Below are 23,597 nucleotides of genomic sequence, written 5' to 3'. Positions count from 1 at the left end.
ATCCTGTCATCCGGATCGCCGCGTCCTCTTCCGCGACGTCGCCGGTCCGCCCAGCAGTCGGCGGATGGCCGTCTCGGGCGACACGGAGATGTCGAGGGTGCGCCCCCGCGCATACTGCGTGAACACTCTCGGATCGATGTAGCTGCCGCGTGCGACGGCGGTGGTGTTGCCGAGTGCGGTCGCCGCGGCCTGCACTGCGAGCCGCTCGGCCTGCTTGCGCTCGCTGCGACGATCGAGTTCACCGATCCGGGCCAGGGCGTCGGCGGCGATGATCGTCCCGTGCAGAGTCCGGAAGTCCTTCGCCGAGAAGGAGGAGCCGGTGACCTCGCGCAGATACGCGTTCACTTCGGCCGGGCTGATGCGCACACGGCGGCGGCCGCGCCGATAGGCCAGCAGGAAGGCTCCGGACTTCCCCGCGGCGAAATCGGTCAGGGCGTCCGCGAGCGCCTCATCGGTGATCTCTATCGATGCGGTGCGCCCGCTCTTGGCGGGGAACGACAACGCCACCTCGCTCCCGGACACGCGCACGTCACGACGCCGCAGGGTCGTGAGACCACGGCTGCCGTGACGCACCAGGTACCGCTCCGAGCCGATCCGGAGTGCCGCATCGTCGAGCAGGCGGAAGGCGATCGCCAGCGCGCGCTCCTTCGTCTGTCCGTCCTCGCGGAGAGCCCGTGTCACTCGCGCTCTGGCACCAGGAAGCGCAGCGGCGAGTTCGAGGGCGCGGACGAACTTCTTGCGGTCGCGGCTGACGCGCCACAGCGGGTGGTAGAGGTACTGTTTGCGGCCCGCCTCGTCGACCCCGACCGCTTGGATGTGCGCCAACGGATCCGCAGCGATCCAGACGTCGCGCCAGGCCGGCGGAATCACCAGATCGTCGATGCGTTGCCGATCAGCTTCCGGGGCGGTCTCTCCCCCGGGACCCGCATACCGGAACCCCGATCCGGATCGCCGCCTGCGGAACCCGGGGTCCTCCCCCGGAACCACCCGGTTCAGTCTCGCCATCCGCTCTCCCTCCTCGACCCTCTCGCCTCAGACGAGGATGCCGCCTCGTCACGGCCGGCGATAGGGAGTGGCGTCGCGGCCCCGTGCGTGCTAATCGTCGTCGGAGGGAGGTGCGGCGAACGCACGACGCATGTGGTCGCTCGTCAGGAAGTCGGCGATACCGATCATGATGAGGCTGAAGATGATCTGCTCGGAGACCATCCACAGCGGATACAGGCCGGGGATGGCGGCCATCACGAGCGTGATGATCGGGAAGATCTGCGCGAACAGACGCAGGCGCTGATACGCCCAGCGCCACCCGCGCCGCGCTCGCCACGCGAAGTAGAACAGCGTGACGGTCATCGCGAGGACCACGAGCGTCCGCATCCACACCGCGAATGAAACGGGCTCTCCGTCGACCGCGAGCACCAGCGCCACCACGACCGCCCCGACACCGATCACGAGCTCGACGACGAGAAGCCAGAGGATCCACGCGAAGGCGCGCACCGTCCGGGGGTGGGTGCGGTCGGCCTCGCTGATGGCGACGCCGGCGTGGCGGCCGCCCGCGATCCGATCGAGACGGAGGAAGAGGGGTTCCAAAGCCATGTCTGGAGCCTAGGCGTTCCGATTCTCGGTGTCCTCCGGCAGGCCCACCTTCGCCTTTGCCCACGACCGCCCGTGCGTGTCCTTGAGGATGTCGTACTCGACATCGACGTGAGGCTCGATCGCGCTGTACTTGTCGTTCGGGGCGCCGATCACCAGCTGGAAGCCGAGACCTCTCCACGCACCGATCGCGCGCTTCGTGAAATGCGCATCGGCCTTGATCAGAGCCTCGTCCATGAAGACCGGGGCGTAGCGCGGTCGAGCCGCGCCCGCGTCTCCGAGCTGGTACCGAAGAGCGGCGCCGACGATGAACGCGACAAGCTCCTGCGACTCCCCTCCGGACTTCTCGCCGATGTGGTCGTAGAGCGCGACATGCGAACGCGTGGCGGCGTCCACTCTCTCCGCACTCACCCGCACATGGTTCCTCACGTCGATCAGCTCCGCGAAATCGGGGGCCGTGCGACGCATGCGTGCGATCAGCCGGCTCATCTTGCGGTAGACGGTCTCACGCTCCGCATCCGTCGACGCCGCATCGATGAGTCCGCGGACCTCACGGAGCTCCCTGCGGAACCGCTTGCGCGCCTCCGTCTGGTTCTCCCGCGGGGTGATCTGCAGCCGATGGTCATCGTCGTAGAACGGGAGCTCCTCCATGATCCTGTTGATGGGATCGATCCGATCCTTGATCTCTCGGAGGGAGCGGCTGAGCGTCGAGTCGAGGCTCGTCAGATCGTTTCCGGACAGCTTGAGGAGACTGTCGCGCCACTCGGTTTCGAGCTCATGCAGCCCGTTGGTCTGGAGCGCTTCGAGGATGCTCTCGAACTCGCCGACCGAGGCATCCGGATCGGGGAGGATCGTCAGACTGTCCCAGCGTTCGAGGAACCCGGTCATGAGTCGACGCATGCTCTCCCGCTGCTGCTCGTGAGCGTCGGCGGCTTCGCGGCGCTCCTCGAGGAGGCGCTGCGCGGCGGTCCGGAGCGCTGTGTCGAGATGCGACAGTCTCTGAGCCGCCGTCGGTGTGTCCCCGGTCTCCGCATGCAGGAATCGCCCGTCGAGGAAGGCCGCGTGCCCCTCCTCCAAGACGGTCCCCGACGACGCTGCCGCATCGATCACGGTCTGGCAGGTGTCGACGTCATCGGTCACCTGCCCCCACCGCTCCTGCGTCTGGGCGAGCTCATTGCCCAGACGCGCCTCGTCGTCGCGGAGGCGACCCGCACGGGCCCTCAACTCCTCGGCCTGGCTCTTCAGCTGCGCGATCTCGGGGCTGGCCGTCGTCACCTCGGCTTCGACCGCGAGCCAGCGCTCCTTCTCCGCTTCCACGGCGGCGACATCGATCTGCTCCCAGGTGAGGTCCTCGATCTTCGCGAGCGCGGTGGACGTCGTCTCGATCCGGTCGAGCGCGGCCTCGGCCTCCTGCGCCGCCGCGGCGGCGTCCTCGTATCGCTCGGCAAGTCGGTGGAGTTGCTCGTCGAGTTCCCGCAACCGGCGTTCGTTGGTGAAGCCGAGCACATTGGCACGGCCCTGACCGCCGTGACCGCCGCGGCTTCCCTGAGATACCTGACCGCTGATGGTGAGCGCCTTCTGGTGTTCGCTCAGCTGCGAAGAAGAATCCACGCAGACGTACCCGTAACGCTCCTGCAGTCTCTGCTGCAACCAGCCGGTGAAGGGCGATGGCAGGTAGTCGAGCCGGGCGGGAAGCGACTTCGGGTCAGCCGGGCGCATCTCGGGCAGTCCGACGTGCACGCCTTCGTAGTTCAGGCGCTCGGGAGTGCGGACCGCGTTGATGGCGGAGCGGAACGTCGCCAGGTGCTCGGCATCGATCAGCAGCGTCCGGGCGAAACCGCCGAGAGCGAGGTTGAAAGCCTCACGCCAGGGCTCGAACTCGGTCCGCAGCTCGATGAGCTCCGCTACGAAGGGGAGCTCCGACGGGGAGAGACCCACCGCTTCGGCGAGCAGCGCCCGCGACTCGTCGAGACGCGCCGGGATGCTGCCCCGCACACGGCTCGTCCGCTCGCGTTCCTCCCGAACACCGCGCATCTCCGTCTCCGCGGCTCTCCGAGTCGTCTCCGCGTCGGCGAACGCAGCCCGTGCCCCGCGGCTGTCGGACTTCGCCGACGCACCGCGAGCCTGGGAGACGAACGCGTCGAACTGCGCCGCGGTTTCGACCTCTGCGCCGAACTCGCGGACGATGGCGTCGAACTTCGCCCGTTCCCGACGGACGTCCTCGAGCCGGCGTTCCGCGACGCGGAGCTCGCGCTGCGCGGTCTCGAGGCGATCGCCGCCGGACTGACGAAGGACATCGAGGAGTCCTTCGCGCTCGAGGTCGGCCGCGTCGACGAGCGCACGCTTCTCGCGGACGGCGAGGCTCAGGGCACGCGCACGGTCGCCCAGTTCGACCTCCACCTCGCGGAGCAGATCCAGACGTCGCTGCGCATTCCACAGAGCGGCGAGCGAGGACGGATCCGTGAAGACCCCGACCTCGTCGATCACCCTGACGCGCTCGGCAGCCGCGGCGATCCGCTCCTTGATCGCCCGGATCGGTTCGAGAGCGCTCACCTGCTGCTTGGCGGTCAGCATCCGGGTGCGCGTGCTCTCGAGCTCGTCGAAGTGCGCGACGACGGCGTCTGCGGTGGCCATGGTCTCGGGCTCTTCCAGGACGAGCTTCTTGTAGAGATCGTCGACCGTCGTGATCTGCTGTCCTGCCTGGATGCGCGCCAGCAGGCTGATGGCCTTCGAGCCGGAGCCCGCGGCACCGATCCCGAGCACGGCCTGCAGCCGCGCCGAGAACTCACGGTCGGTGGCGAGCGTCTCCAGCCCGGTCCCACGCACCGCCGCATCGGACAGGCGCTGCGCGGCCGCCTGCTCCAACAGTCCCAGGTCGAAGGCGCCGCCGACCGTCGCCCGCACCCGGGTGGTGTCTTCCAGAGTGCGCGCATCCGCCGGGATGTACCACGCACGCACCGCGGTGAACCGTGACCCGTCGTGATCCAGCCACGTCGTGGCGATCGCGCTCCAGGTGTCCTCACCGTCACCACGCAGCACGCGCAGTTTGGTGCCGTCCTCGGTTCGGGACTCGTCGATCTTCCCGCGCCCGTAGGAGAGGATGTTCCGCTGCTCCTCGCCCCGGGGGCGCCCGGTCACGCCACCGTTGGACGCGCCGTTGAACGGTGTCGTGTGCGGCATCATGAGCGCGATGTACGCGTCCATCAGCGTGGACTTCCCCGACCCCGAACCGCCGCAGAGCAGGGTCGCATCCGGGGAGAAACGCACGCGGTGAGGGCCGCCGTCATAGCCGCCCCAGTTGATCAGCTGCAGTTCCTCCGCCATCCACTGCTGTCCTCGGGACCCCGAGGGAATGAGTCCGAACAGCGTGTCGACCATCGTCATCGTTGCACCACTTCCTGCGACCGCAGCCAATCCCGGAGCTCCTTGAGCGTCTCCGCGCTCAGCACCACTTCGACGAGCGCCGTGATCCGATAGCGACCACTCGTCTCCTCCTGGATGATCCCCTCACGGTCGAGGCGGTCCATCGCGTTGCGAATCGCCTTCTGCTGTCGGGCGGTCCCTCCGTCGACATCCGTGAAGTAGCTCAGCACCGTCTGCTCGAGATCTTCGATGTCGATGCGGACGGAGGCCTCACCGGCAGCGGACTCCCGCTGATAGACGGTGCGCAGGTGCACGAGCACCAGGGTCTCCGCACGTGTGTACGGCGCATCCTTGAGGAGAACAGGCATGTCGATCTCATCGGAGCGGAGTTGCTGCTTGTACGCGAACCCCCGGCCGTGGTCGATGACCAGGCGCAGGTACAGATCGTTCAAGCGCGACTCGATCACCTGCTGATGGTCCAGCAGCAGGGTCCACTCCCGACGGTTGCGCTCCGCAGCGATGAACCGGCGCTGCAGGATGTGCACGAGCACTCGTCGGATTTCCGGATCGAGCGTTCCCCGATCACCGGCGAAGTGCTCCTCGATGTCGTCTTCCATCGGAACCGGCGCGATGAACGGCTCATCGAGCGGCGCCTCGGTCGCGAGGCTCTGTTCAGGCATGTGCATCTTCCTTCGGGTTGCGCGCCGTGACGGCACCGAACGCGAAACGTCGAGTCGAGCCGTCCGGACGCAGGGCTTCGACCACCGACACCTCGTCGCTCTCGGTCATGCCGTTGCGGTGTGCGATCTCGAGCAGACCGAGAAGGTCGACGGGGCGGCGCGTGTCGTCCGCGGCTGTCGTGAACGCCGCGGCGAGGTCGAACTCCTCACCGAGAGCGGAGACGTGGTCTTCGAGTTCGGTGTATCTCGGGCCTCCCCAGGCGCGACTGTCGACGTCGAGGAACTCGACGTCGTCGGCGTCCGCGAGGGGAGCGGGGGCGGCGGGAGGGCGGATACTGCTCACCGTTTGCCGGAGGTGTCCGAGGTCGACGAGCGGGAGGCTGCGCACCGGCGCTGCGCTCGCGCCCGTGCCGTCCCAGACGTGGAGGGCGGCGATCACATCGCGGAGCAGGTCGTCGATCTGACGGTCCCGCAGCGGATCGTGCGTCTTCACCTGCCCGGTGATGACGTGCGATGCGCGGCGCTGCGCGGCCAAGACCTCCTCGACGCCGAGTTCGACCCGGCGTCCGATGGCATCGAGATCGGCGCGCTGGTTGCTGTCGAGCTTGCGTGCGAACGGCTGCCGGAGCAGGCCGTGGAGTTGCTCGGACAGCGCGTCGATGCGCTCCGGGTCACCGATCAACCGCAGCGCCCCGGCGAACGCGCGCCCTTCGGGGGTGGAGTTCATGACGTCCTGCGCGCGCTGCAGATACTCACGGAGGACCTCGCCCGTCGGACGCTCGTCGCGACGCAGGTGGGCGACGACATCGCGCTGCATGAGCTTCAGTGACTCGGCGACGCGCGTGAAGTCCGCCGGGAGCTCGCGAGCCAGATGCAGCACGTTCTCCGCCTCTTCGAAGAGCTCTTCATCATCGAGGGGATCCGCCTTGCCGGATTCCTCGATCCGGGCGATCTCCGCGTCGAGTGCCGTCCGCTCCTCGCGAAGGCGCGTGAGTCGTCGCTCCGGATCGACCTCCGCGCTGTCCGCCAAGTGCTCCACGGCCTCGAGGAGCGTGCGCACACGGGAGTTCGAGACGCGTGTGCGTCCACCGCCCGTCCGGCCCGCGATCTCCAGCGCTTCCACCGCATGCGCGGAGAGCCGATACACCTCGACGTCGTCATCGATCTGCTGGACCAGCCAGCCCAGGCGCACCCAGTTCCTCGAGACATCCCGTCCGGTCCCCGCCGGTGTCCGCCGCTCATCGTCGTCGTCGTCCGCGCCCCTCAGCTCCTCGAGGATCTCGGAGAGCTCGGCATGGGCATCCGCGATCGGGATCGACGGCCGGTCAGCCGTGAACAGCAGAGAAAGCGAGGCGACGACGAAGGGAGCGAACCGACCGTGGAGCAGATCGAGGGTCGGAGTGCGGAAAGCGGTGACAGCACGGGAGTATGCCGATTCCGCTCGTGTTCCTGTCACACATTCACATTAGTCGCGACGTCGGTGTTCCTCGGACGCGACGCGGGAGGATGCCGTGCGACGACCGGCCAGCTGGGGACGATCACCCGAACACGAAGAAACCCCCGTCTGAGCGGGGGTTTTGATCTTGCTGGGGTACCTGGACTCGAACCAAGAATAACGGAACCAGAAACCGTCGTGTTGCCAATTACACCATACCCCAAGGGCGAAACCAGGGCCTCGCACCGAGAATCAAGCCTACCCGAGCGGCGGCGGAACACCAAAACCGGTGCCCTGTGCCGCCGCCCGGGCGCGTCGCGGTTCAGCCCGCGAGGAACGTGGAGAGCGACCGCAGGCGTCGCAAGGACTCCTCCTTGCCCAGCAGCTCCATCGACTCGAACAGCGGTGGCGAGACCCGTCGGCCGGTGATGGCCACCCGCGGCGGGCCGTAGGCGATGCGCGGCTTGAGCTCGAGCTTCTCGACGAGCTCGGCGGCGAGGGCCTCTTGGATCTTCTCCGGCGTGAAATCCGTCACCGGTTCGAGCGCGGTGACGCAGGCGTCGAGCACCTCGGCCGCATTCGCCGGAAGGCCCTTGAGCGCGTCCTCGGCATACGAGACCTCATCCGTGAAGAGGAAGCCGACCATCCCCGGCACCTCACCCAGCAGCTGCACACGCTCCTGCACGAGGGGCGCGACGCGGAACGCCATCACCAGCTGCTCATGCGTGGGCTCATCGAACAGACCCGCGGCGGCGAGGTACGGCACGGTCCGCTCGGCGAAGTCCTTCTCCCCCAGCATCCGGATGTGATCGCCGTTGATCGACTCGGCCTTCTTCTGATCGAAGCGCGCCGGGTTGGGGTTCACGTCGGTGATGTTGAACGCGGCGGTGAACTCATCGAGCGAGAAGACGTCGCGGTCGGGACCGATCGACCAGCCGAGCAGAGCCAGATAGTTGAGCAGCCCCTCGGGGATGAACCCGCGCTCCCGGTGCAGGAACAGGTCCGCCTGCGGGTCGCGCTTGGAGAGCTTCTTGTTGCCGGTCTCCCCCAGCACCAGCGGCATGTGGGCGAAGCGCGGCACGAAGGTCGTCACACCCGCATCGATCAGTGCCGCGTACAGAGAGAGCTGGCGCGCGGTCGAGGGCATGAGGTCTTCGCCACGCAGCACGTGGGTGATGCCCATCAGCGCATCGTCGACCGGGTTCACGAACGTGTACAGCGGCACGCCGTTCGGACGCACCACCACGAAGTCGGGGAACGAACCGGCGGGGAAGGTGACCTCACCGCGGATCAGGTCGACGTACGTGAGGTCCTCATCCGGAACACGCAGGCGGAGAGCGGGCTGACGGCCCTCGGCACGGAACGCCTCCTTCTGCGCATCGGTGAGGTCGCGGTCGAAGTTGTCGTAGCCGAGCTGCTTGGCGCGACCGGCGGCCTCGTTGCGCGCATCGATCTCCTCCGCCGTGGAGTAGCTCTCGTAGAGGGCTCCGGTGGCGATGAGCTTGTCGATCACCTCACGATAGATGTCGTGACGCTCCGACTGCCGGTAGGGCGCATGCGGACCGCCGACCTCGACGCCCTCATCCCAGTCGATCTTGAGCCAGGTCAGCGCGTCCACCAGCTGGCGGAAGCTCTCCTCGCTGTCACGCGCGGCGTCAGTGTCCTCGATGCGGAACACCATCTTCCCGCCGTTGTGACGGGCATAGGCCCAGTTGTAGAGAGCCGTGCGGACCATGCCGACATGCGGCAGACCGGTCGGCGAGGGGCAGAAGCGGACGCGGACGTCGGCACCACTGACAGTCGTGGTGAGAGGATGAGGGGTAGCCATAGCCCTTCGATTCTACGGGGACAGCGCTGGGCGCCGTCGGCGGGTCGCGGCGCTCAGCGACCGGCGCTCACCGCGATCGCCGCACGATGCTCCAGCGGCAGCGATCCGCGCACGCTCCGCTCCTCCACGACGGTGTCGAACGCGGTTCGGAAGCGCTGCCGCTCGGCCTGGTCGAGACCGGCGTAGAGAGCACCCGCACCGGCCACTCCCCCGTCGACCGAGAGCCAGAGCGAATCCGGGTCCGCGTTCCAGATCCAGTCGATCTCGGTGACCGCGACGTGCGGGAGTCCCGCCTCGTGCAGCATCCGCCCGAATCCGTCAGACGTCCGCTCGAAGTCCTCCGCGTCCGAGAGCCGTGCGCCGACGAACGGCGCGATCCCGGCACGCTCGGTGATCTCGGCCCAGAGCCAGGAAGGCGAGAGGGTCCAGACCGTCGCCACGACGACACCCCTGCTGACTCGTCGCAATTCCGCGGCGGCAGAGCGCGGAGAGTCGACGTGATTGAGCACGAAGTTCGCGATGGCCACGTCGAACTCTCCCTCCGCGAACGGCAGTGTGGGCAGGGCGCCGTCGATCGTCTCGATCCGAGGGTGCAACCGGCGGGACGCCGCGCGCATGGTGGGTTCCGGCTCACATGCCGTCACCGTCCATCCGTCGGCCGCCCACCTCGCTGCGAGCGTGCCGTCCCCCGCACCGACGTCGACCAGACTGCGACCGTTCCCTTCGCCCAGCACCTCCCGCATCGCCGAGAAGGTGCCCGCGCAGAGCGCGGCGTAGGAAGCCGAGTACGCGTCGCCGACGCCGGACCAGTCCTTCACCGTGCTCCGGAACGAGCCAGCGGAGCCAGCGCCACGATCGCGATGACCAGCACGAAGGCGGCGACCCCGAGCCCCGCGTACTGGAAGTTCGCCAGCACCACTCCCGCGAGCACCGAACCCGCCGCAGCGGACAGGCTCATCAACGAGTCGCTGCGGCCCTGCCTGCGCGTGCGGAGCTCAGGCGCGGACGCCTCGGTGAGGAGCGCGGCACCGGCCACCGTCGCGGCGCTCCACCCCAGACCGAGCAGGATGAGGGCGACCATCACGCCCCAGGCCTCGGTGCCCGTGAAGACCGCGAAAGCCAGCGCCCCCGCGAGGAGCGCCTGACCGAGGAGGACGACCTGGAGCCGGCCCCACCGGTCGGCGAGCACCCCGAAGACGGGCGACAGCGCGTACATGCCGCCGACATGGAGCGCGATCGTGATACCGACCAGCGCGGAGACATCCGCCGGGCTCGGCGCCATCCCGCCGGCGCCATGCGCCATGTGGGACAGGTGGACGGGGGTCATCGCCATGACCGATGCCATGACCACGTGAGACCCCGCGATCGCGAAGATCGCGTAGCGCGCGACCCGAGGCCGGTCCGCGACCGCGGTTCCCGTGACGGCGGCGGACGACTTCGCGAGACGCTGAGCGGCCAGCAGAGGATCGGGCCGCAGCGCGACGATGTAGAGCACGAGCGCCGCGCACTGCGCCACGAACGAGAACAGATAGGAGCCCGTCTGCGGAGGCATCCCGACCGCCTGCCCGACGATCTCGCCCGGTCCGAGCAACAGCGGGCCGGCGACACCGCCGATGGTCGTCGACCAGACGACGATCGACAGGTCGCGACCACGATGCTGCGGTGCGGCGAGATCGGTGGCGGCGAACCGCGACTGCAGGTTCCCCGCGTTGCCCGCCCCGATCAGCAGGATCCCGACGAGAAGCAGAGGGAAGACGCGCAGGGAGGCGGCGACGATGACGACCGCGATACCGACGAGCGCGAAGAGGTTGCCGAGGGTGAGCGCCCGACGCCGTCCGACGTGCGCAGCGAGGCGGGCGAGCGGGATCGCGCACGCGGCCGCTCCGAGCGTCACGGAAGCCGTGGCCAGCCCGGAAAGCGCATCGTTGCCCGAGATGTCCGCGGCCAGGAGCGCGCCGAGGGAGACCGTCGCACCGAATGCGATGCCGCCGAGGACCTGTCCGAGCGACAGCACCAGGACGGTTCGCCGCTGGACCGCCGTCTGCTGCGCCGCCGTCAGGGCGACGGTCGTCATGGCACGGGAACGGCGTTGCGCGCGGTGTTGCGAAGGATGCCGAGTCCGGAGATCTCGACCTCGACGACGTCACCCGCCTCGAACGTGCCGACCCCGGCCGGCGTGCCCGTCATGATCACATCGCCGGGGAGAAGGGTGAAGACGGCGGAGGCGTACTCGATGATCGCCGGCACCGAGTGGATCATGTCGGTGAGTGGGGCGTGCTGGCGCACCTCGCCGTTCACCCGCGTCTCGATCGTCGCGTTGGCCGGATCGAAGTCCGTCTCGATCACCGGTCCCAGCGGGCAGAAGGTGTCGAATCCCTTGGCCCGCGACCACTGGCCGTCCTTGCGCTGCAGGTCCCGCGCGGTCACGTCGTTGCCGATCGTGTAGCCGAGCACGTAGTCGAGCGCGTTCTCGGCCTTCACGTTCTTCGCGATCTTCCCGATCACCACGACGAGCTCACCCTCATACTCGGTGCGCTCCGAGAGCGAGGGACGCACGATCGCATCACCTGGTCCGATCACGGACGTGTTCGGCTTCAGGAACAGCAGCGGTTCCTCCGGGGCCACTCCCCCCATCTCGGCGGCGTGATCGTGATAGTTCTTCCCGACGCAGACGACCTTCGACCGCGGGATCACCGGAGCGAGCAGCGCGGCGTCGGCGAGGGGCACACGAGCGCCGGTCGTCTCGTACCCGGTGAACATCGGATCCCCCGCGAGGACGACGAGTTCGCGCTCGTCGATGATCCCGTACATGATGGCTTCGTCGTGGCTGAACCGGGCGATCTTCATGGTGTCCAGCCTAGCGAGCGCGGCACCCTGCACCGAGACCCCCCAACGCCGCCGAGACCCCGTCCTGTGCGCGCCGAGACGACGGGGTCTCGGCGAGAGGACGGGGTCTCGGCGTCGGGGGTCCGGCGTCAGGCGTCGAGGCGCAGGAGCCAGCCGTGCTTGTCCTCACGGCGTCCGTACTGGATGTCGGTCAGCTCTTCGCGCAACGAGAGAGCGAGTTCTCCCAGCGGCTGCGGCTCGTCGAAGCCGTCGCCCACGAGCGCGCCGATCGGGGTGACGACGGCGGCCGTGCCGCACGCGAACACCTCGACGATGTCGCCCGATGCCACGCCTTCACGCCACTCGTCGATCGAGATCGGACGCTTCTCGACCGTGTATCCGCGGTCCTCCGCGAGCTGCAGCAGCGAGTCACGGGTGATGCCCTCGAGGATGCTGTCCGACTCGGGGGTGACGACGCGGCCGTCCTTGAACACGAAGACCACGTTCATGCCACCGAGCTCCTCGACGTCGCGCTTCTCGTTCAGGAACACGACCTGGTCGCAGCCCTGAGCACTCGCTTCGCTCTGTGCGAGCAGGCTCGACGCGTAGTTGCCGCCGGTCTTGGCCTTGCCGGTGCCGCCCTTGCCCGCACGGGCGTACTCCTCCGAGAGCCAGATGCGCACCGGCTTCACACCGCCGGAGAAATAGGCGCCCGCAGGGCTGGCGATGACGTAGTAGGCGACCTTCTGCGCGGCGCGGACGCCGAGGAAGGCCTCCTTGGCGAACATGAACGGACGCAGGTAGAGGCTCTGGTCGGCCCCGCTGGGTACCCAGCGACCGTCGACCGCGATCAGCTCGCGCAGCGACTGGATGAAGTACTCGGTCGGAAGCTCGGGCAGCGCGAGGCGGCGGGCGCTGGCCTGCAGGCGCGCGGCATTGCGGTCGGGGCGGAACGTGTGGATCGAGCCGTCGGCGTGGCGGTAGGCCTTGATGCCCTCGAAGATCTCCTGCGCGTAGTGCAGGACGGACGCCGCGGGGTCGAGCGGGATCGGCCCGTACGGCTGCACGCGGGGCCGGTGCCAGCCGCCCTTGACCGACCAGCAGATGTCGACCATGTGGTCGGTGAAGACCACGCCGAAGCCCGGGTTCTCCAGCACCTCGGCCAGCCGCGCGGGCGACGCGGCGGTCAGGTTCTTCGTGACGGCGAACTCCAGGGGAGCCACGGTCGCCTCGGCATCGATGGTCGTCATCTCATCATCCATTCCTCGTGGGTGGGCGCATCCTCGCGCCCGTTCAGCCTACGCCTGCGGTCAGAGTCGTGCGGTGATCGCGGAACCGATCTCCGCGGTCGTGCGCGCCGCGCTGCGGGCGGCGATGTCGGCCTCGACCGCGGCGCTCACCCGCGCGGATTCGGCGGAGAGGCCGAGGTGGTCGAGCAGCAGCGCGATCGAGAGGATCGCGGCCGTCGGATCGGCCTTCTGCTGACCGGCGATGTCGGGGGCGGAGCCGTGCACGGGCTCGAACATCGAGGGGAAAGCGCCATCGGGATTGATGTTGCCCGAGGCGGCGAGGCCGATGCCGCCCGTGACCGCTCCGGCGAGGTCGGTCAGGATGTCGCCGAACAGGTTGTCGGTGACGATGACGTCGAAGCGCGAGGGGTCGGTCACCAGGAAGATCGTGGCCGCGTCGACGTGCAGGTAGTCGACCGTGACCTCGGGGTGCTCGGCCGCGATCTCGTTCACGATGCGCTGCCAGATGGCTCCGGCGTGGACGAGCACATTGGTCTTGTGAACGAGCGTGAGCTTCTTGCGGCGACGCTCCGCGAGCTCGAAGGCGTAGCGCACGACCCGCTCGACACCGAATGCGGTGTTCACGGAGGTCTCGTTCGCGACCTCCTGCGGGGTGCCCTTGCGGATCGCCCCGCCGTTGCCGACGTACGGCCCCTCGGTCCCCTCGCGGACCACGACGAAGTCGATCTCCCCCGGCGCGGCCAGTGGTCCGGGAGCTCCGACGAAGAGCTTGGAGGGACGCAGGTTCACGTAGTGGTCGAGCGAGAAGCGCAACCGGAGCAGGAGTCCCCGCTCGATGTTCGCGTATTTCAGTCGCGGGTCCCCCGGCGTTCCGCCGACGGCGCCGAGCAGGATCGCGTCGTGGGCGGCGATGGCGGCGAGGTCGTCATCGGTGAGCGTGTCGCCGGTCTCCAGGAAGCGGCCGGTGCCGAGCGAGAAGCGGGTCTTCTCGAACACGACGTCGCTCGCCGCGGTCACGGCGTCGAGCACCTTCTCCGCCTCGGCGATGACCTCGGGACCGATGCCGTCACCGGGGATGACGGCCAGCTTCACGACACGCGACATGACACTCCTTGCGCACTGCACGGGGATGGACCGGCCCAGACCTGCCGCAGGGCGGGGCGGGCCGATCCTCCCAGCGTACTGGTCAGTGCGAGGGGGCTTTGCGCAGTGTGACGGCGGCGATCACCCCGGCGACCACGACGAGCCCGGCCCCGATCAGCGACGTCACCGTCACACCGGAACCGAATGCGTCGGCCGCCGCGTCCCACAGGGCCGTCCCCAGCTGCGCCGGGAGCTCCTGCGCGGCGGTGTAGGCACCGGCGAGGGTCTCCTCCGCCGCGTGGGCGACATCGGCGGGCAGACCTGCCGGAAGCACGAGAGCGCCGCGGTAGAACGCCGTGATGATGCCACCGAGCACCGCGGTGCCGAGCACCGCCCCGAGCTCGTACGCCGTCTCCGAGACCGCACTCGCCGCGCCTGCCTTGGCCGCGGGAGCGCTCGAGAGGATCAGCTCGTTGGAGATCGTCTCCGCCGCGCCGATGCCGATGCCCAGCACCACGAACGCCACCACGAGCGGGAGGACGCCGTGCTCATGCGTCGTGAACGCCACGATGAGGTAGCCGGCCACCGAGAACGCGAGCCCGGCGGGGACCACGATGTGCGGCGGCACGCGGCGCGAGACCGGCACGACGGAGAGCCCCGCCACGATCATCGCGAGCATGCCGGGGACCAGTGCGATGCCGGCCATCATCGGCGACAGGCCGAGGACCAGCTGCAGGTGCTGCGACACGAAGTACAGGAAGCCCACCAGCGCGACCACGCTGAGCAGGTTCACCAGGATCGCCCCGGAGAAGGAACCGCGCCGGAACAGCGCCATGTCGAGCATCGGGCTCTTGGCCCGCAGCTGACGACGGACGAACAGGTAGCCCATGCCGAAGCCGAGCAGAGCCCAGGCGCCGGCGGTGAGGCTCGGGCCGTCCACCGCGAGGGACTTGATCGCGTAGACCACCGGGATCATGGTCGCCATCGACAGCGCGATGCTGATCAGATCGATGCGACCCGGGTTCGGATCACGACTCTCCGGCACCAGCAGCGGTGCGGCGATGAGCAGGGGGATGAGCACCGGAACGGCGATCAGGAAGACCGATCCCCAGGCGAAGTGCTCGAGCAGGATGCCGCCCACGATCGGACCCAACGCCGACCCGGCGGAGAACGCCGATGCCCAGACCGCGATCGCCATGCGGCGCTGATCACGGTTGCGGAAGATCGACCGGAGGAGGGAGAGCGTCGACGGCATCAGCATGGCGCCGAAGAGACCCAGGAGCGCACGGGCGGCGATCAGCAAGCCGGCCGTGGGCGCGAAGGCGGCGAGTGCGGATACGGCGGCGAAGCCGGTCGCCCCGATCAGCAGCATCTTCCGACGTCCGAACCGGTCACCCAGGGTACCCATCGTGACGAGGAGTCCCGCGAGCACCAGCGGGTACACATCGATGATCCACAGCTGCTCCGCACCGGTGGGCGCGAGCGCGATGGAGATCTCAGGGAGCGCGAAGCTCAGCACCGTGTTGTCCACCGACACCAGAAGCACCGGCAGCATGAGGACGACGAGCGCCGCCCAGCCACGGGCTCCGACACGGGGAGCATCCGTCTCTGTCGTCGGGATCGACGCAGTACGGGTCATGGAACACCTCTCAGGATCGTGATCGACGGTTAGTGAACCGTCCGGCTGGTATAGTAACAGAATCCCGACCGCTCCCCCTGTGCAGAGGACCCACGATGCCCCGACCTCCCCTCGCTCGCGAGAAGGTGCTCGACGCCTTCGAAGCGATCCTCATCGAAGACGGCGAGCGTGCCGCGACCCTCGACGCGACCGCCAAGGCAGCAGGGGTCTCCAAGGGTGGTCTGCTGTACCACTTCGGCTCGAAGGAAGAGTTGGAGATCGGCCTGGTCGAGCGCCTCGACCGCCTCACGACAGCGGACCTCGAGCGGATGACGGCGGCCGAGGAAGGGCCCGTCGCCTACTACGTGCGCACCTCGGTGATGGAAGACGACGCCCTCGACCGTGTCCTGATCGCGACGACGAGGCTCGCGCAGGGCGGCTCGGTCGCTGCGGCCGACATGCTGCGCGAAACACGGCGACGTTGGGCTGAGACGATCCGTCCGCACGTGCGCGACAACGCGAGCCTCGACCTCGTGATGCTCGTCAGCGACGGCCTGTACTTCAACAACTCCCTCGACGTGCACGGCCCCGAACGCCTGGTTCCCCGAAGCGACGAGCTCAAGGACCTGATCGCGCTGGTGCTCCGAGCCACGGCCTGACGGTCAGAGAGACGGGAGAGGGCGGGAGCATCTCGCTCCCGCCCTCTCCCGTCTGTCGCGTCGAGTGATCAGACCTCGGTGATCTCGATCTGCCGGAAGAGGTCGGCGTCGATCGCGGCGCTCACGTCTTCGAGCAGCTCCTCCGACACCGGCGAGTCGAGCGTCAGCACGCTGAGCGCCTGCGCGCCCGCCGCCTGACGCGCGATCTGCATGCCGGCGATGTTGATGCCTGCTTCGCCGAACTTCTGCCCGTACACCGCGACGATGCCGGGGCGGTCGGTGTAGAGCATCACGACGTGGTGCTGCTCGATCGGCAGTTCGAGCGCGTGATCGTTGATCCCGACCAGCTTCTCCGTCTGCTTCGGCCCCGTCAGTGTTCCCGAGACCGACAACTGGGTCCCGTCGGACAGCGCGCCCGTGAGCGTGATCACGTTGCGGTACTCGTCGCTCACGTCGTCCTTGATCAGACGCACGGCGATCCCGCGCTGCTCGGCGAGGAGCGGGGCGTTCACGTACGAGACGGTCTCACTCACGATGTTCGTGAACACGCCCTTGAGCGCGGCGAGCTTGAGAACGCTCACGTCGTAGTCGTTGAGCTCGCCGTGCACCTCGACGTCGAGACTCGTGAGAGGCGAGGTCGCCAGCGAGGCGAAGATCTGGCCGAGCTTCTCGACCAAGGAGATGCCGGGGCGCACGTACGGGTCGATCACGCCACCCGCGACGTTCACCGCGTCCGGCACCAGGTCTCCGCCGAGTGCGAGACGCACCGAGCGGGCGACCGAGACGCCTGCCTTCTCCTGCGCCTCCTCGGTGCTCGCGCCGAGGTGCGGCGTGACGACCACGTTGGGCAGGTCGAGCAGCGGGCGCGCGGTTCCGCCTTCCACGGGAGGCTCGGTCGTGAAGACATCGAGCCCGGCGCCGGCGATCTCTCCTGCGACGAGCGCCGCGTGGAGCGCTTCCTCATCGATCAGTCCGCCGCGGGCGACGTTGACCACGAACGCCGTCGGCTTCATGGCCTGGAACTGCGCGGCACCGATCATGCCGGTGGTCTCCGGCGTCTTCGGCATGTGGATCGTCAGGAAGTCCGACTCGGCCACGAGCTCGTCGAGGGAGAGGAGCTGCACGCCGAGCTGCTGCGCGCGGGCGGACGTGACGTAGGGGTCGTAGGCGACGACACGCATGTCGAAGGCCGCGAGGCGCGCGGCGACGAGGGCGCCGATCCGGCCGAGGCCGACGATGCCGACCGTCTTCTCGAACAGCTCGGCTCCGGTGAAGGAGCTGCGCTTCCACGCGCCACCGGAGAGCGACGCGTGTGCGGCGGGGATGCGGCGGGCGAGGCTCAGAATGTGGCCGACCGTGAGTTCCGCCGCGGAGACGATGTTGGACGTCGGCGCGTTCACGACCATGACGCCCGCTGCGGTGGCTGCCTTGATGTCGACGTTGTCGAGACCGACGCCCGCACGGGCCACGACCTTGAGCTTCGGCGCGTGCGCCAGCGCCTCCTCGTCGATGCGCGTCGCCGAACGCACCAGCACGGCGTCAGCGTCGGCGAGTGCCGCGAAGAGCGCCTCGCGATCGGTACCGTCGACGTCGCGGACGTCGAAGTCGGGGCCGAGGGCCTCGATCGTGGCGGGAGAGAGAACTTCGGCGATGAGCACGACGGGCTTCGGCACAGTGGATCCTTCGGGGCAGCGCGGCAGGCGGGAGGGGCCGATGCGCCGCACACCATGGGGGCGCGATCGCGTCAACTCTACCCGAGGGCTCGGGGCGCTCCGTGCCGTGTGACGCCCGCGACTCAGGCGCTCGGCATCGTCAGGCTGAGCGCAATCAGGCTCATCCAGAACACCGCGACGACACCGAGTCCGGCCAGGAAGACAAGGAGGAGCTCCCCCACCCGCCGACGACGGCCGATCAGGTACGCGAAGACGAAGACGATCGCGGGGAACGCGACGCCGAAGAGCAAGGTCGCCCACCCGCCGGCGGTCAGTCCCGTCTGCGCCATCGTGATCAGATGCGCGACGGCGTTCCACACCGCGTATGCGTAGAACAGTCCGGCCAGGCCGACGACCAGGCCGACGAGCCAGCGCGGCGAACCGGCGGACACCGGCTCCGTGGTCGGGGATGCGCTCATGATCCGACCACCCCCACGGTGACGAAGGGCCAGGGAACCAGCAGGACGACTCCTGCGAGCAGCACGGCGACGCGGATCCACGAAGCCCTCCCCCTGGTCAGGACCCAGCTCGCGAGGAACCAGAGCGCCGGCGCAGCGATCGCCAGGACGAACCAGGGCAGGAACATCGCATCGGCGACCAGGAACGACGCCAGTGGCCGCAGACGCAGTCCGCCGACGATCCATCCGACCGTGTAGAGGAGATACACGCCGCCGACGATGCCGAGGATCAGCAGCATCGGCGTGCTCAGGCCGGCCTGTTCATCCGACCGGGCGGGAGTGATCGTTCCGTCCCCCTCGATCGTGCCGACGTCGCGACTGCCTTTCCCGACGGCGTTCCAGCCAGGGGGCAACGCGGGATCCTTCGGCGCGGAAGCCTCGTCGCCATCCCAGGTGAGGGCGTCGTCGGAGTCGGAAGTCATGCCCTCTAGCGTAGGACACCCGGTCCACTATGCTCAGGGTTGCCTTGAGCTGGAACGGCGGGCATCGGAGGGGAAAGGGAGCACCGTGGCCGAGAGTGACGACACCGACGCGCGGATCGAACCGTCCGCGACGAACGCGACTCCGGAGCCGCCCTCCGGCTGGACTCCCACTGCGGAAGCAAAGGCCAGGGCCACACGCTTCCGGTGGATCGCCGCGGTCCTCTGGGCGGTCGCGATCATCGGCGAGGGTGTCGGCATCTTCTGGCTCCTCCGCCAGCGCGAGTTCGTCGGCGAGGACGGCACTCTGCTCCGCGATCCCGACACCGGCCTGTTGGAGGAACAGGGCGTCACCGCGACGTTCCCGCAGTGGGCATTCGTCGCCCTGCTGGTGCTGCTGGTCGTCATCGCGGCGCTGTCCATCACCGGATCGGTGCTGTGGAAGAAGGCGAACCGCCTCGACCCCGCACGCAAGTCCGACAAGACGCGTTTCTTCGTGCAGAACCAGCTCGGCGCGATCATCGCGGTGGTCGCGTTCCTGCCCTTGGTCATCCTGATCTTCCTGAACAAGGACATGGACAAGGGACAGAAGACCACGGCCGGCATCGTCGGCGTGGCTCTCGCGGCCCTGGCTGTGTTCATCGGCGTCGACTTCGATCCGCCGTCCGTCGAGCAGTACACGGCCGACCAGTCCGCCGTGATCCTGCTCCTCGGCAAGGACGAGGTCGTCTGGGTCGATGGCGGCAAGGTGTACCACGTGTGCGATGAGGTGTCGGCGATCCAGACCGGGAGCGAGATCCGCACGGGCACGACGGCGCAGGCGGTCGAAGCGGGGAAGATCCGGCTGACGCTCCAGTTCACGTCCGAGCTCCGGGCGTGCGGGCTCCCCGTTCCCGAGAACGACGAGGAGATCACCGAGGCACTGCGCGCGATCCAGGCCGGCCAGACCGACACCGTGCTCCCCGCCCCGGAATGGACCGACCCCTCCGAGGCGCCGATCGTCGTGGAGGAAGCGCCGGCGGAGTGACGACGGGCGCGACGCTAGTCCGCGTCGAGCGCCTCCACCAGCCGCTCCTCGGCCGATGACAGGTGAGCGTCGAGGAGGATTGCTGCTCGCTCCCCGTCTCCCGAGGCGACCGCAGCCAGGATATCGCTGTGCTGCGCCGCGATCGCCGCCGCGTCGAGCAATCGTCGACCCTGCACCTGCGCCATGCACAAGCGCACTTCGTCGAGGACGCTGCGGTACATCCGAGCGGTGCGTTCACTGTCGAGCGCCTCGATGAGAGCGGTGTGGAATCGCAGGTCGGGCGCGACGGTCGCCGGGTCCGGCCCCGGCGGCATCGCGAGGAGCTCCGCGTTCGCCTCGACGGCCGCGCGTGGCACCGTCCGCGTCACCGCGAGGTCGCGAAGGGCGGCGCTCTCGAGCCGCGTCCTGGTGCGATAGACATCCCGCACCGTCGCAGAATCGATCCCGACCACGCGCGCGCTGCGATGCGCCGTGCGCACCAGGAGTCCGCTCGCGACGAGCTGCTCGATCGCCGCCTTCGCGCTGGGACGGGCCACTCCGAAGGACTGCGACACAGCCGCTTCCGTGATCGGATCCCCGGAACGGATCTCGGCACGGAGGATACGGCCGCGCAACTGAGCGGTGACAGCATCCACGACGCCGACGATCCCCAGCGTTGCGTCCGAAGCGGTGGTCATGCGGGTCAGCCTATCGAAGCATCCAGGTATCGGTACACTTGTCTGACAATCTTTCGACGGAGCAGAGGAGCACCGTGCCGACCACCCTCGCCGAACCCCTGGACACCGCATTGCTGGGTACCAGGACGCAGGTCCATTCCCGCTCCATCGACCGCTTCGCACGGGCCCACGACGCGTCCCACTATCTGCTCATCCCGGATGCCGTCCTCTCCCCCGCAGACGCCGAGGGCGTGGCGCGCGCCTTCGGCGCAGTCCGCGCCGCCGGGCGCACGATGACGTTCCGGTCCGGAGGCACCAGCCTCTCGGGGCAGAGCGTGAGCGGCGACATCCTCGTCGACACGCGCAGCAACTTCCGAGACATCCGGGTGGAGGACGACGGGGCCTCGGTGCGGGTGGGACCCGGTGCGACCGTACGTCAGGTCAACACACGCCTGTCGCGCTACCGCCGCAAGCTCGGCCCCGACCCCGCGAGCGAGATCGCGTGCACGATCGGTGGCGTCGTCGCGAACAACTCCAGCGGAATGGCCTGCGGGATCACCGAGAACTCGTATCAGACGATCGAGTCGATGACCGTCGTGCTCCCGAGCGGGACGATCCTCGACACCGGCCGCCCGGATGCGGGCGAGGTGCTGCGCGCGGCGGAACCCGAGATCGTCGCGGGCCTGCTCGACCTGAGAGCACGCCTGCTCGCCGCCCCCGAGCACGTCGCCTTCCTCCGCCAGCAGTTCTCGATGAAGAACACCATGGGCTACGGGCTCAACGCGCTGCTGGACTTCGACGACCCGGTGCGCATCCTGGAGCATCTCATCATCGGGTCCGAAGGCACGCTCGCGTTCGTCGCGGAGGCTCGATTCCGCACGATCGAAGTGCGACCGTCGATCGCGACGGGACTTCTCGTGTTCGAGACGCTCTCGGCGGCGATGACGGCGCTCCCCCACCTGACCCGGCTCGGTCTGGCCACCATCGAGCTCCTGGACGCCGCATCCCTGCGGGTCGCTCAGGGACTGAGCGATGTCCCCTCTGCGATCGCCGAGATCGAGGTCCAGGGTCACGCCGCTCTCCTGGTCGAGGTCCATGCCGCCGACGCGGACGCTCTCACCGCGTCGAGCACGAAGGCGCAGTCGCACTTCGAGCAGCTCCCGCTGGCCGTGCCCCCGCGCCTCACCACGGATGCGAGTGAGCGCGCCGCTCTGTGGCATGTGCGCAAGGGGCTCTACACCGCGGTCGCCGGTGCGCGCCCGTCCGGTACGACGGCGCTGCTGGAAGACATCGTGGTACCCGTCCCCCGGCTCCTCGCCACCTGCGAACGCCTGATCGAGCTGTTCGCCGAGCACGGCTACGAAGGCTCTGTCATCTTCGGGCACGCCAAGGACGGCAACGTCCACTTCCTCCTCAACGAACGGTTCGACGACCCCGACAGCGTCGCGCGCTATCGGCGGTTCACGGACGACCTGGTCGAACTCGTCCTCGCGCAGCAGGGATCGCTCAAGGCCGAACACGGCACCGGTCGCATCATGGCGCCGTTCGTGCGTCGCCAATACGGCGATGAGCTCACCGACATGATGTGGGAGATCAAGGCGCTGTTCGACCCCGACGGCATCCTGAATCCCGGAGTCGTCCTCTCCGATGACCCTGACTCGTACCTGCACGACCTCAAGCGGGTGCCGACGGTCGAGAACGAGGTCGACCGCTGCGTCGAGTGCGGCTACTGCGAACCGACCTGCCCGAGCAAGAGCATCACGCTCACCCCACGCCAGCGCATCGTGATCCGCCGCGACATGGCATGGGCCGAGGAGCAGGGCGACACCGAGCTGCTGCGCGACCTGCAGAAGGACTACGACTACGACGGCGTCCAGACCTGCGCGGTCGACGGCATGTGCGGCGTGGCCTGCCCGGTCGACATCAACACCGGTGATCTGGTACGTCGGCTTCGAGCGGAGCAGTCGAACTCCGTCGAAGGCGCGGTATGGGGCACCGCAGCCAAGCACTGGGGCACGGTCACGCGCGCCGGTGGAGTCGCGCTCACCGTCGCCGATGCCCTCCCTGCGCCGCTCGTGCGCGGGGTGACGCATCTCGGCCGCGCCGTCCTCGGTGCCGACACCGTGCCTCTGTACGACGGCGGGCTCCCGCACGGTGGTTCGAAGCCGCCGCGCCCGGAGTCACCGGCCGACGCGCAGGCCGTCTTCTTCGGTGCCTGCATCGGGACGATGTTCGGCGCGGAAGGCGACGGCGAGGGCTCTCGAGACGCACTCCGCGCCCTGCTGGACCGTGCGGGCATCGCCGTCGTGATCCCCGAGGAGAACGGAGGCCTGTGCTGCGGCACACCGTGGAAGTCGAAGGGGCACCTGGACGGTTACGCCCTGATGTCGGACCGGGTGCTGGAGTCGCTGTGGGAAGCCAGCAGGCACGGGGAGCTTCCAGTGGTGTGCGACGCGGCGTCGTGCACAGAGGGCCTGGACGTGATGCTCGCGCAGTCGGTCGCGAAGAACCCGCGCTACGCAGACCTGCGGATCGAGGACGCCACGACGTTCGTGGCACGCGAGGTGCTGCCGAAGGTCTCCGTGTCGGCCAAGCTCCCCACGGTGGCCGTGCATCCGACTTGTTCCACGACCGCGCTCGGCGCGACCGGAGCATTGACCGCGATCGCCGCGGCCGTCGCCGACGACGTGTTCGTCCCCGAGGGATGGGGCTGCTGCGCCTTCGCGGGCGACCGCGGCATGCTGCACCCGGAACTCACGGCCAGCGCGACCGCCCAGGAGTCCGCGGAGATCGCCGAAGCGGAGAGCACGCGCGGCGACTTCGACGCGTTCGTGTCGGCGAACCGTACCTGCGAGATCGGCATGACGCGCGCCACCGGCCGGCCGTACCGCCACGTGATCGAAGTCCTCGAGGAGCTCACCCGGCCCTGACACCCGGTGCACACAGCGAGGGCCCTCCCGAATCGACATCGGGAGGGCCCTCGCGTGGTCGCGATC

Annotated in this window: 19 protein-coding genes and 1 tRNA gene; 3 read left to right on the top strand and 17 right to left on the bottom strand. The window is 68.6% G+C overall.

Annotated elements, in window-relative coordinates; genetic code table 11:
* Positions 1 to 6 precede the first annotated feature (6 nt).
* The 13 genes from FGL91_RS12755 to FGL91_RS12695 form a co-directional block, all read right to left on the bottom strand.
* Positions 7 to 1,005: a DNA topoisomerase IB gene (locus tag FGL91_RS12755; RefSeq protein ID WP_153243981.1), complete on the bottom strand. Its 999-nt coding sequence runs from the start codon at positions 1,003 to 1,005 to the stop codon at positions 7 to 9.
* Positions 1,006 to 1,095: 90 nt separating this feature from the next.
* A complete protein-coding gene (locus FGL91_RS12750) occupies positions 1,096 to 1,590 on the bottom strand; it encodes a hypothetical protein (protein WP_153243980.1) in 495 nt (164 codons plus the stop codon).
* 9 nt (positions 1,591 to 1,599) lie between these two features.
* A complete protein-coding gene (locus FGL91_RS12745) occupies positions 1,600 to 4,971 on the bottom strand; it encodes an ATP-binding protein (protein ID WP_153243979.1) in 3,372 nt (1,123 codons plus the stop codon).
* Entirely contained in the window at positions 4,968 to 5,630 is a 663-nt protein-coding gene (locus tag FGL91_RS12740) for a DUF4194 domain-containing protein (RefSeq protein WP_047523930.1), read from the bottom strand. Before FGL91_RS12740 ends, FGL91_RS12745 begins: the two co-directional genes overlap by 4 nt.
* Positions 5,623 to 7,086, bottom strand: a complete 1,464-nt coding sequence (locus tag FGL91_RS12735) for a DUF3375 domain-containing protein (RefSeq protein WP_153243978.1) — start codon at positions 7,084 to 7,086, stop codon at positions 5,623 to 5,625. Before FGL91_RS12735 ends, FGL91_RS12740 begins: the two co-directional genes overlap by 8 nt.
* 130 nt (positions 7,087 to 7,216) lie before the next feature.
* Positions 7,217 to 7,288 (bottom strand) — tRNA-Gln (locus FGL91_RS12730).
* Positions 7,289 to 7,387: 99 nt separating this feature from the next.
* Positions 7,388 to 8,893, bottom strand: coding sequence for a glutamate--tRNA ligase (gene gltX, locus FGL91_RS12725; protein ID WP_153243977.1), 1,506 nt, complete (start codon positions 8,891 to 8,893; stop codon positions 7,388 to 7,390).
* A 53-nt stretch (positions 8,894 to 8,946) separates the two neighbouring features.
* Positions 8,947 to 9,711, bottom strand: a complete 765-nt coding sequence (locus FGL91_RS12720) for a class I SAM-dependent methyltransferase (RefSeq protein WP_153243976.1) — start codon at positions 9,709 to 9,711, stop codon at positions 8,947 to 8,949.
* Positions 9,708 to 10,967, bottom strand: a complete 1,260-nt coding sequence (locus FGL91_RS12715; RefSeq protein WP_131490904.1) for an MFS transporter — start codon at positions 10,965 to 10,967, stop codon at positions 9,708 to 9,710. Before FGL91_RS12715 ends, FGL91_RS12720 begins: the two co-directional genes overlap by 4 nt.
* Positions 10,964 to 11,740: a fumarylacetoacetate hydrolase family protein gene (locus FGL91_RS12710; protein WP_047523926.1), complete on the bottom strand. Its 777-nt coding sequence runs from the start codon at positions 11,738 to 11,740 to the stop codon at positions 10,964 to 10,966. Before FGL91_RS12710 ends, FGL91_RS12715 begins: the two co-directional genes overlap by 4 nt.
* Before the next feature lie 128 nt (positions 11,741 to 11,868).
* Positions 11,869 to 12,969 carry a branched-chain amino acid aminotransferase gene (locus FGL91_RS12705; protein WP_134353616.1) on the bottom strand — a complete coding sequence of 367 codons (1,101 nt, stop codon included), beginning with the start codon at positions 12,967 to 12,969 and terminating at the stop codon, positions 11,869 to 11,871.
* A gap of 60 nt (positions 12,970 to 13,029) precedes the next feature.
* Positions 13,030 to 14,073, bottom strand: a complete 1,044-nt coding sequence (locus FGL91_RS12700) for a 3-isopropylmalate dehydrogenase (RefSeq protein WP_153243975.1) — start codon at positions 14,071 to 14,073, stop codon at positions 13,030 to 13,032.
* Positions 14,074 to 14,155: 82 nt separating this feature from the next.
* Entirely contained in the window at positions 14,156 to 15,691 is a 1,536-nt protein-coding gene (locus FGL91_RS12695; RefSeq protein ID WP_131490901.1) for an MFS transporter, read from the bottom strand.
* A 95-nt stretch (positions 15,692 to 15,786) separates the two neighbouring features.
* Between FGL91_RS12695 and FGL91_RS12690 the strand changes: the two genes are divergently transcribed.
* On the top strand, positions 15,787 to 16,329 hold the full coding sequence (locus FGL91_RS12690) for a TetR/AcrR family transcriptional regulator (RefSeq protein WP_047523923.1): 543 nt from the start codon (positions 15,787 to 15,789) through the stop codon (positions 16,327 to 16,329).
* A gap of 68 nt (positions 16,330 to 16,397) precedes the next feature.
* Here FGL91_RS12690 and serA read toward each other — a convergent pair whose 3' ends face one another.
* The 3 genes from serA to FGL91_RS12675 form a co-directional block, all read right to left on the bottom strand.
* Positions 16,398 to 18,002: a phosphoglycerate dehydrogenase gene (serA, locus tag FGL91_RS12685; protein WP_131490899.1), complete on the bottom strand. Its 1,605-nt coding sequence runs from the start codon at positions 18,000 to 18,002 to the stop codon at positions 16,398 to 16,400.
* 122 nt (positions 18,003 to 18,124) lie between these two features.
* Positions 18,125 to 18,460, bottom strand: coding sequence for a hypothetical protein (locus FGL91_RS12680; RefSeq protein ID WP_047523921.1), 336 nt, complete (start codon positions 18,458 to 18,460; stop codon positions 18,125 to 18,127).
* On the bottom strand, positions 18,457 to 18,921 hold the full coding sequence (locus FGL91_RS12675) for a hypothetical protein (protein ID WP_131490898.1): 465 nt from the start codon (positions 18,919 to 18,921) through the stop codon (positions 18,457 to 18,459). The genes FGL91_RS12680 and FGL91_RS12675 overlap by 4 nt, the downstream gene beginning before the upstream one ends.
* Positions 18,922 to 19,006: 85 nt before the next feature.
* Here FGL91_RS12675 and FGL91_RS12670 point away from each other — a divergent pair, with 85 nt between their 5' ends.
* The gene (locus FGL91_RS12670; RefSeq protein ID WP_131490897.1) at positions 19,007 to 19,945 is read left to right on the top strand and encodes a hypothetical protein; all 939 of its coding nucleotides are present in this window, start codon (positions 19,007 to 19,009) and stop codon (positions 19,943 to 19,945) included.
* A gap of 14 nt (positions 19,946 to 19,959) precedes the next feature.
* Here FGL91_RS12670 and FGL91_RS12665 read toward each other — a convergent pair whose 3' ends face one another.
* Positions 19,960 to 20,622 carry a GntR family transcriptional regulator gene (locus FGL91_RS12665; RefSeq protein WP_153243974.1) on the bottom strand — a complete coding sequence of 221 codons (663 nt, stop codon included), beginning with the start codon at positions 20,620 to 20,622 and terminating at the stop codon, positions 19,960 to 19,962.
* A 74-nt stretch (positions 20,623 to 20,696) separates the two neighbouring features.
* Here FGL91_RS12665 and FGL91_RS12660 point away from each other — a divergent pair, with 74 nt between their 5' ends.
* Positions 20,697 to 23,531, top strand: coding sequence for an FAD-binding and (Fe-S)-binding domain-containing protein (locus FGL91_RS12660; RefSeq protein WP_153243973.1), 2,835 nt, complete (start codon positions 20,697 to 20,699; stop codon positions 23,529 to 23,531).
* The last annotated feature ends 66 nt before the right edge of the window (positions 23,532 to 23,597 follow it).

This window comes from Microbacterium sp. CBA3102 (assembly GCF_007954505.1).
GTDB classification, from domain to species: Bacteria; Actinomycetota; Actinomycetes; order Actinomycetales; family Microbacteriaceae; genus Microbacterium; species Microbacterium aurugineum.
Note: the sequence above shows the minus strand (reverse complement) of the source record. Positions and strands in the feature narration are given on the sequence as shown.

Bases quoted from the DNA above. Each gene is read 5' to 3' on its own strand.
- FGL91_RS12755 (WP_153243981.1), bottom strand. From the start codon at position 1,005: ATGGCGAGACTGAACCGGGTGGTTCCGGGGGAGGACCCCGGGTTCCGC.
- FGL91_RS12750 (WP_153243980.1), bottom strand. From the start codon at position 1,590: ATGGCTTTGGAACCCCTCTTCCTCCGTCTCGATCGGATCGCGGGCGGC.
- FGL91_RS12745 (WP_153243979.1), bottom strand. From the start codon at position 4,971: ATGACGATGGTCGACACGCTGTTCGGACTCATTCCCTCGGGGTCCCGA.
- FGL91_RS12740 (WP_047523930.1), bottom strand. From the start codon at position 5,630: ATGCCTGAACAGAGCCTCGCGACCGAGGCGCCGCTCGATGAGCCGTTC.
- gltX (WP_153243977.1), bottom strand. From the start codon at position 8,893: ATGGCTACCCCTCATCCTCTCACCACGACTGTCAGTGGTGCCGACGTC.
- FGL91_RS12715 (WP_131490904.1), bottom strand. From the start codon at position 10,967: ATGACGACCGTCGCCCTGACGGCGGCGCAGCAGACGGCGGTCCAGCGG.
- FGL91_RS12710 (WP_047523926.1), bottom strand. From the start codon at position 11,740: ATGAAGATCGCCCGGTTCAGCCACGACGAAGCCATCATGTACGGGATC.
- FGL91_RS12705 (WP_134353616.1), bottom strand. From the start codon at position 12,969: ATGACGACCATCGATGCCGAGGCGACCGTGGCTCCCCTGGAGTTCGCC.
- FGL91_RS12700 (WP_153243975.1), bottom strand. From the start codon at position 14,073: ATGTCGCGTGTCGTGAAGCTGGCCGTCATCCCCGGTGACGGCATCGGT.
- FGL91_RS12695 (WP_131490901.1), bottom strand. From the start codon at position 15,691: ATGACCCGTACTGCGTCGATCCCGACGACAGAGACGGATGCTCCCCGT.
- FGL91_RS12690 (WP_047523923.1), top strand. From the start codon at position 15,787: ATGCCCCGACCTCCCCTCGCTCGCGAGAAGGTGCTCGACGCCTTCGAA.
- FGL91_RS12680 (WP_047523921.1), bottom strand. From the start codon at position 18,460: ATGAGCGCATCCCCGACCACGGAGCCGGTGTCCGCCGGTTCGCCGCGC.
- FGL91_RS12675 (WP_131490898.1), bottom strand. From the start codon at position 18,921: ATGACTTCCGACTCCGACGACGCCCTCACCTGGGATGGCGACGAGGCT.
- FGL91_RS12665 (WP_153243974.1), bottom strand. From the start codon at position 20,622: ATGACCACCGCTTCGGACGCAACGCTGGGGATCGTCGGCGTCGTGGAT.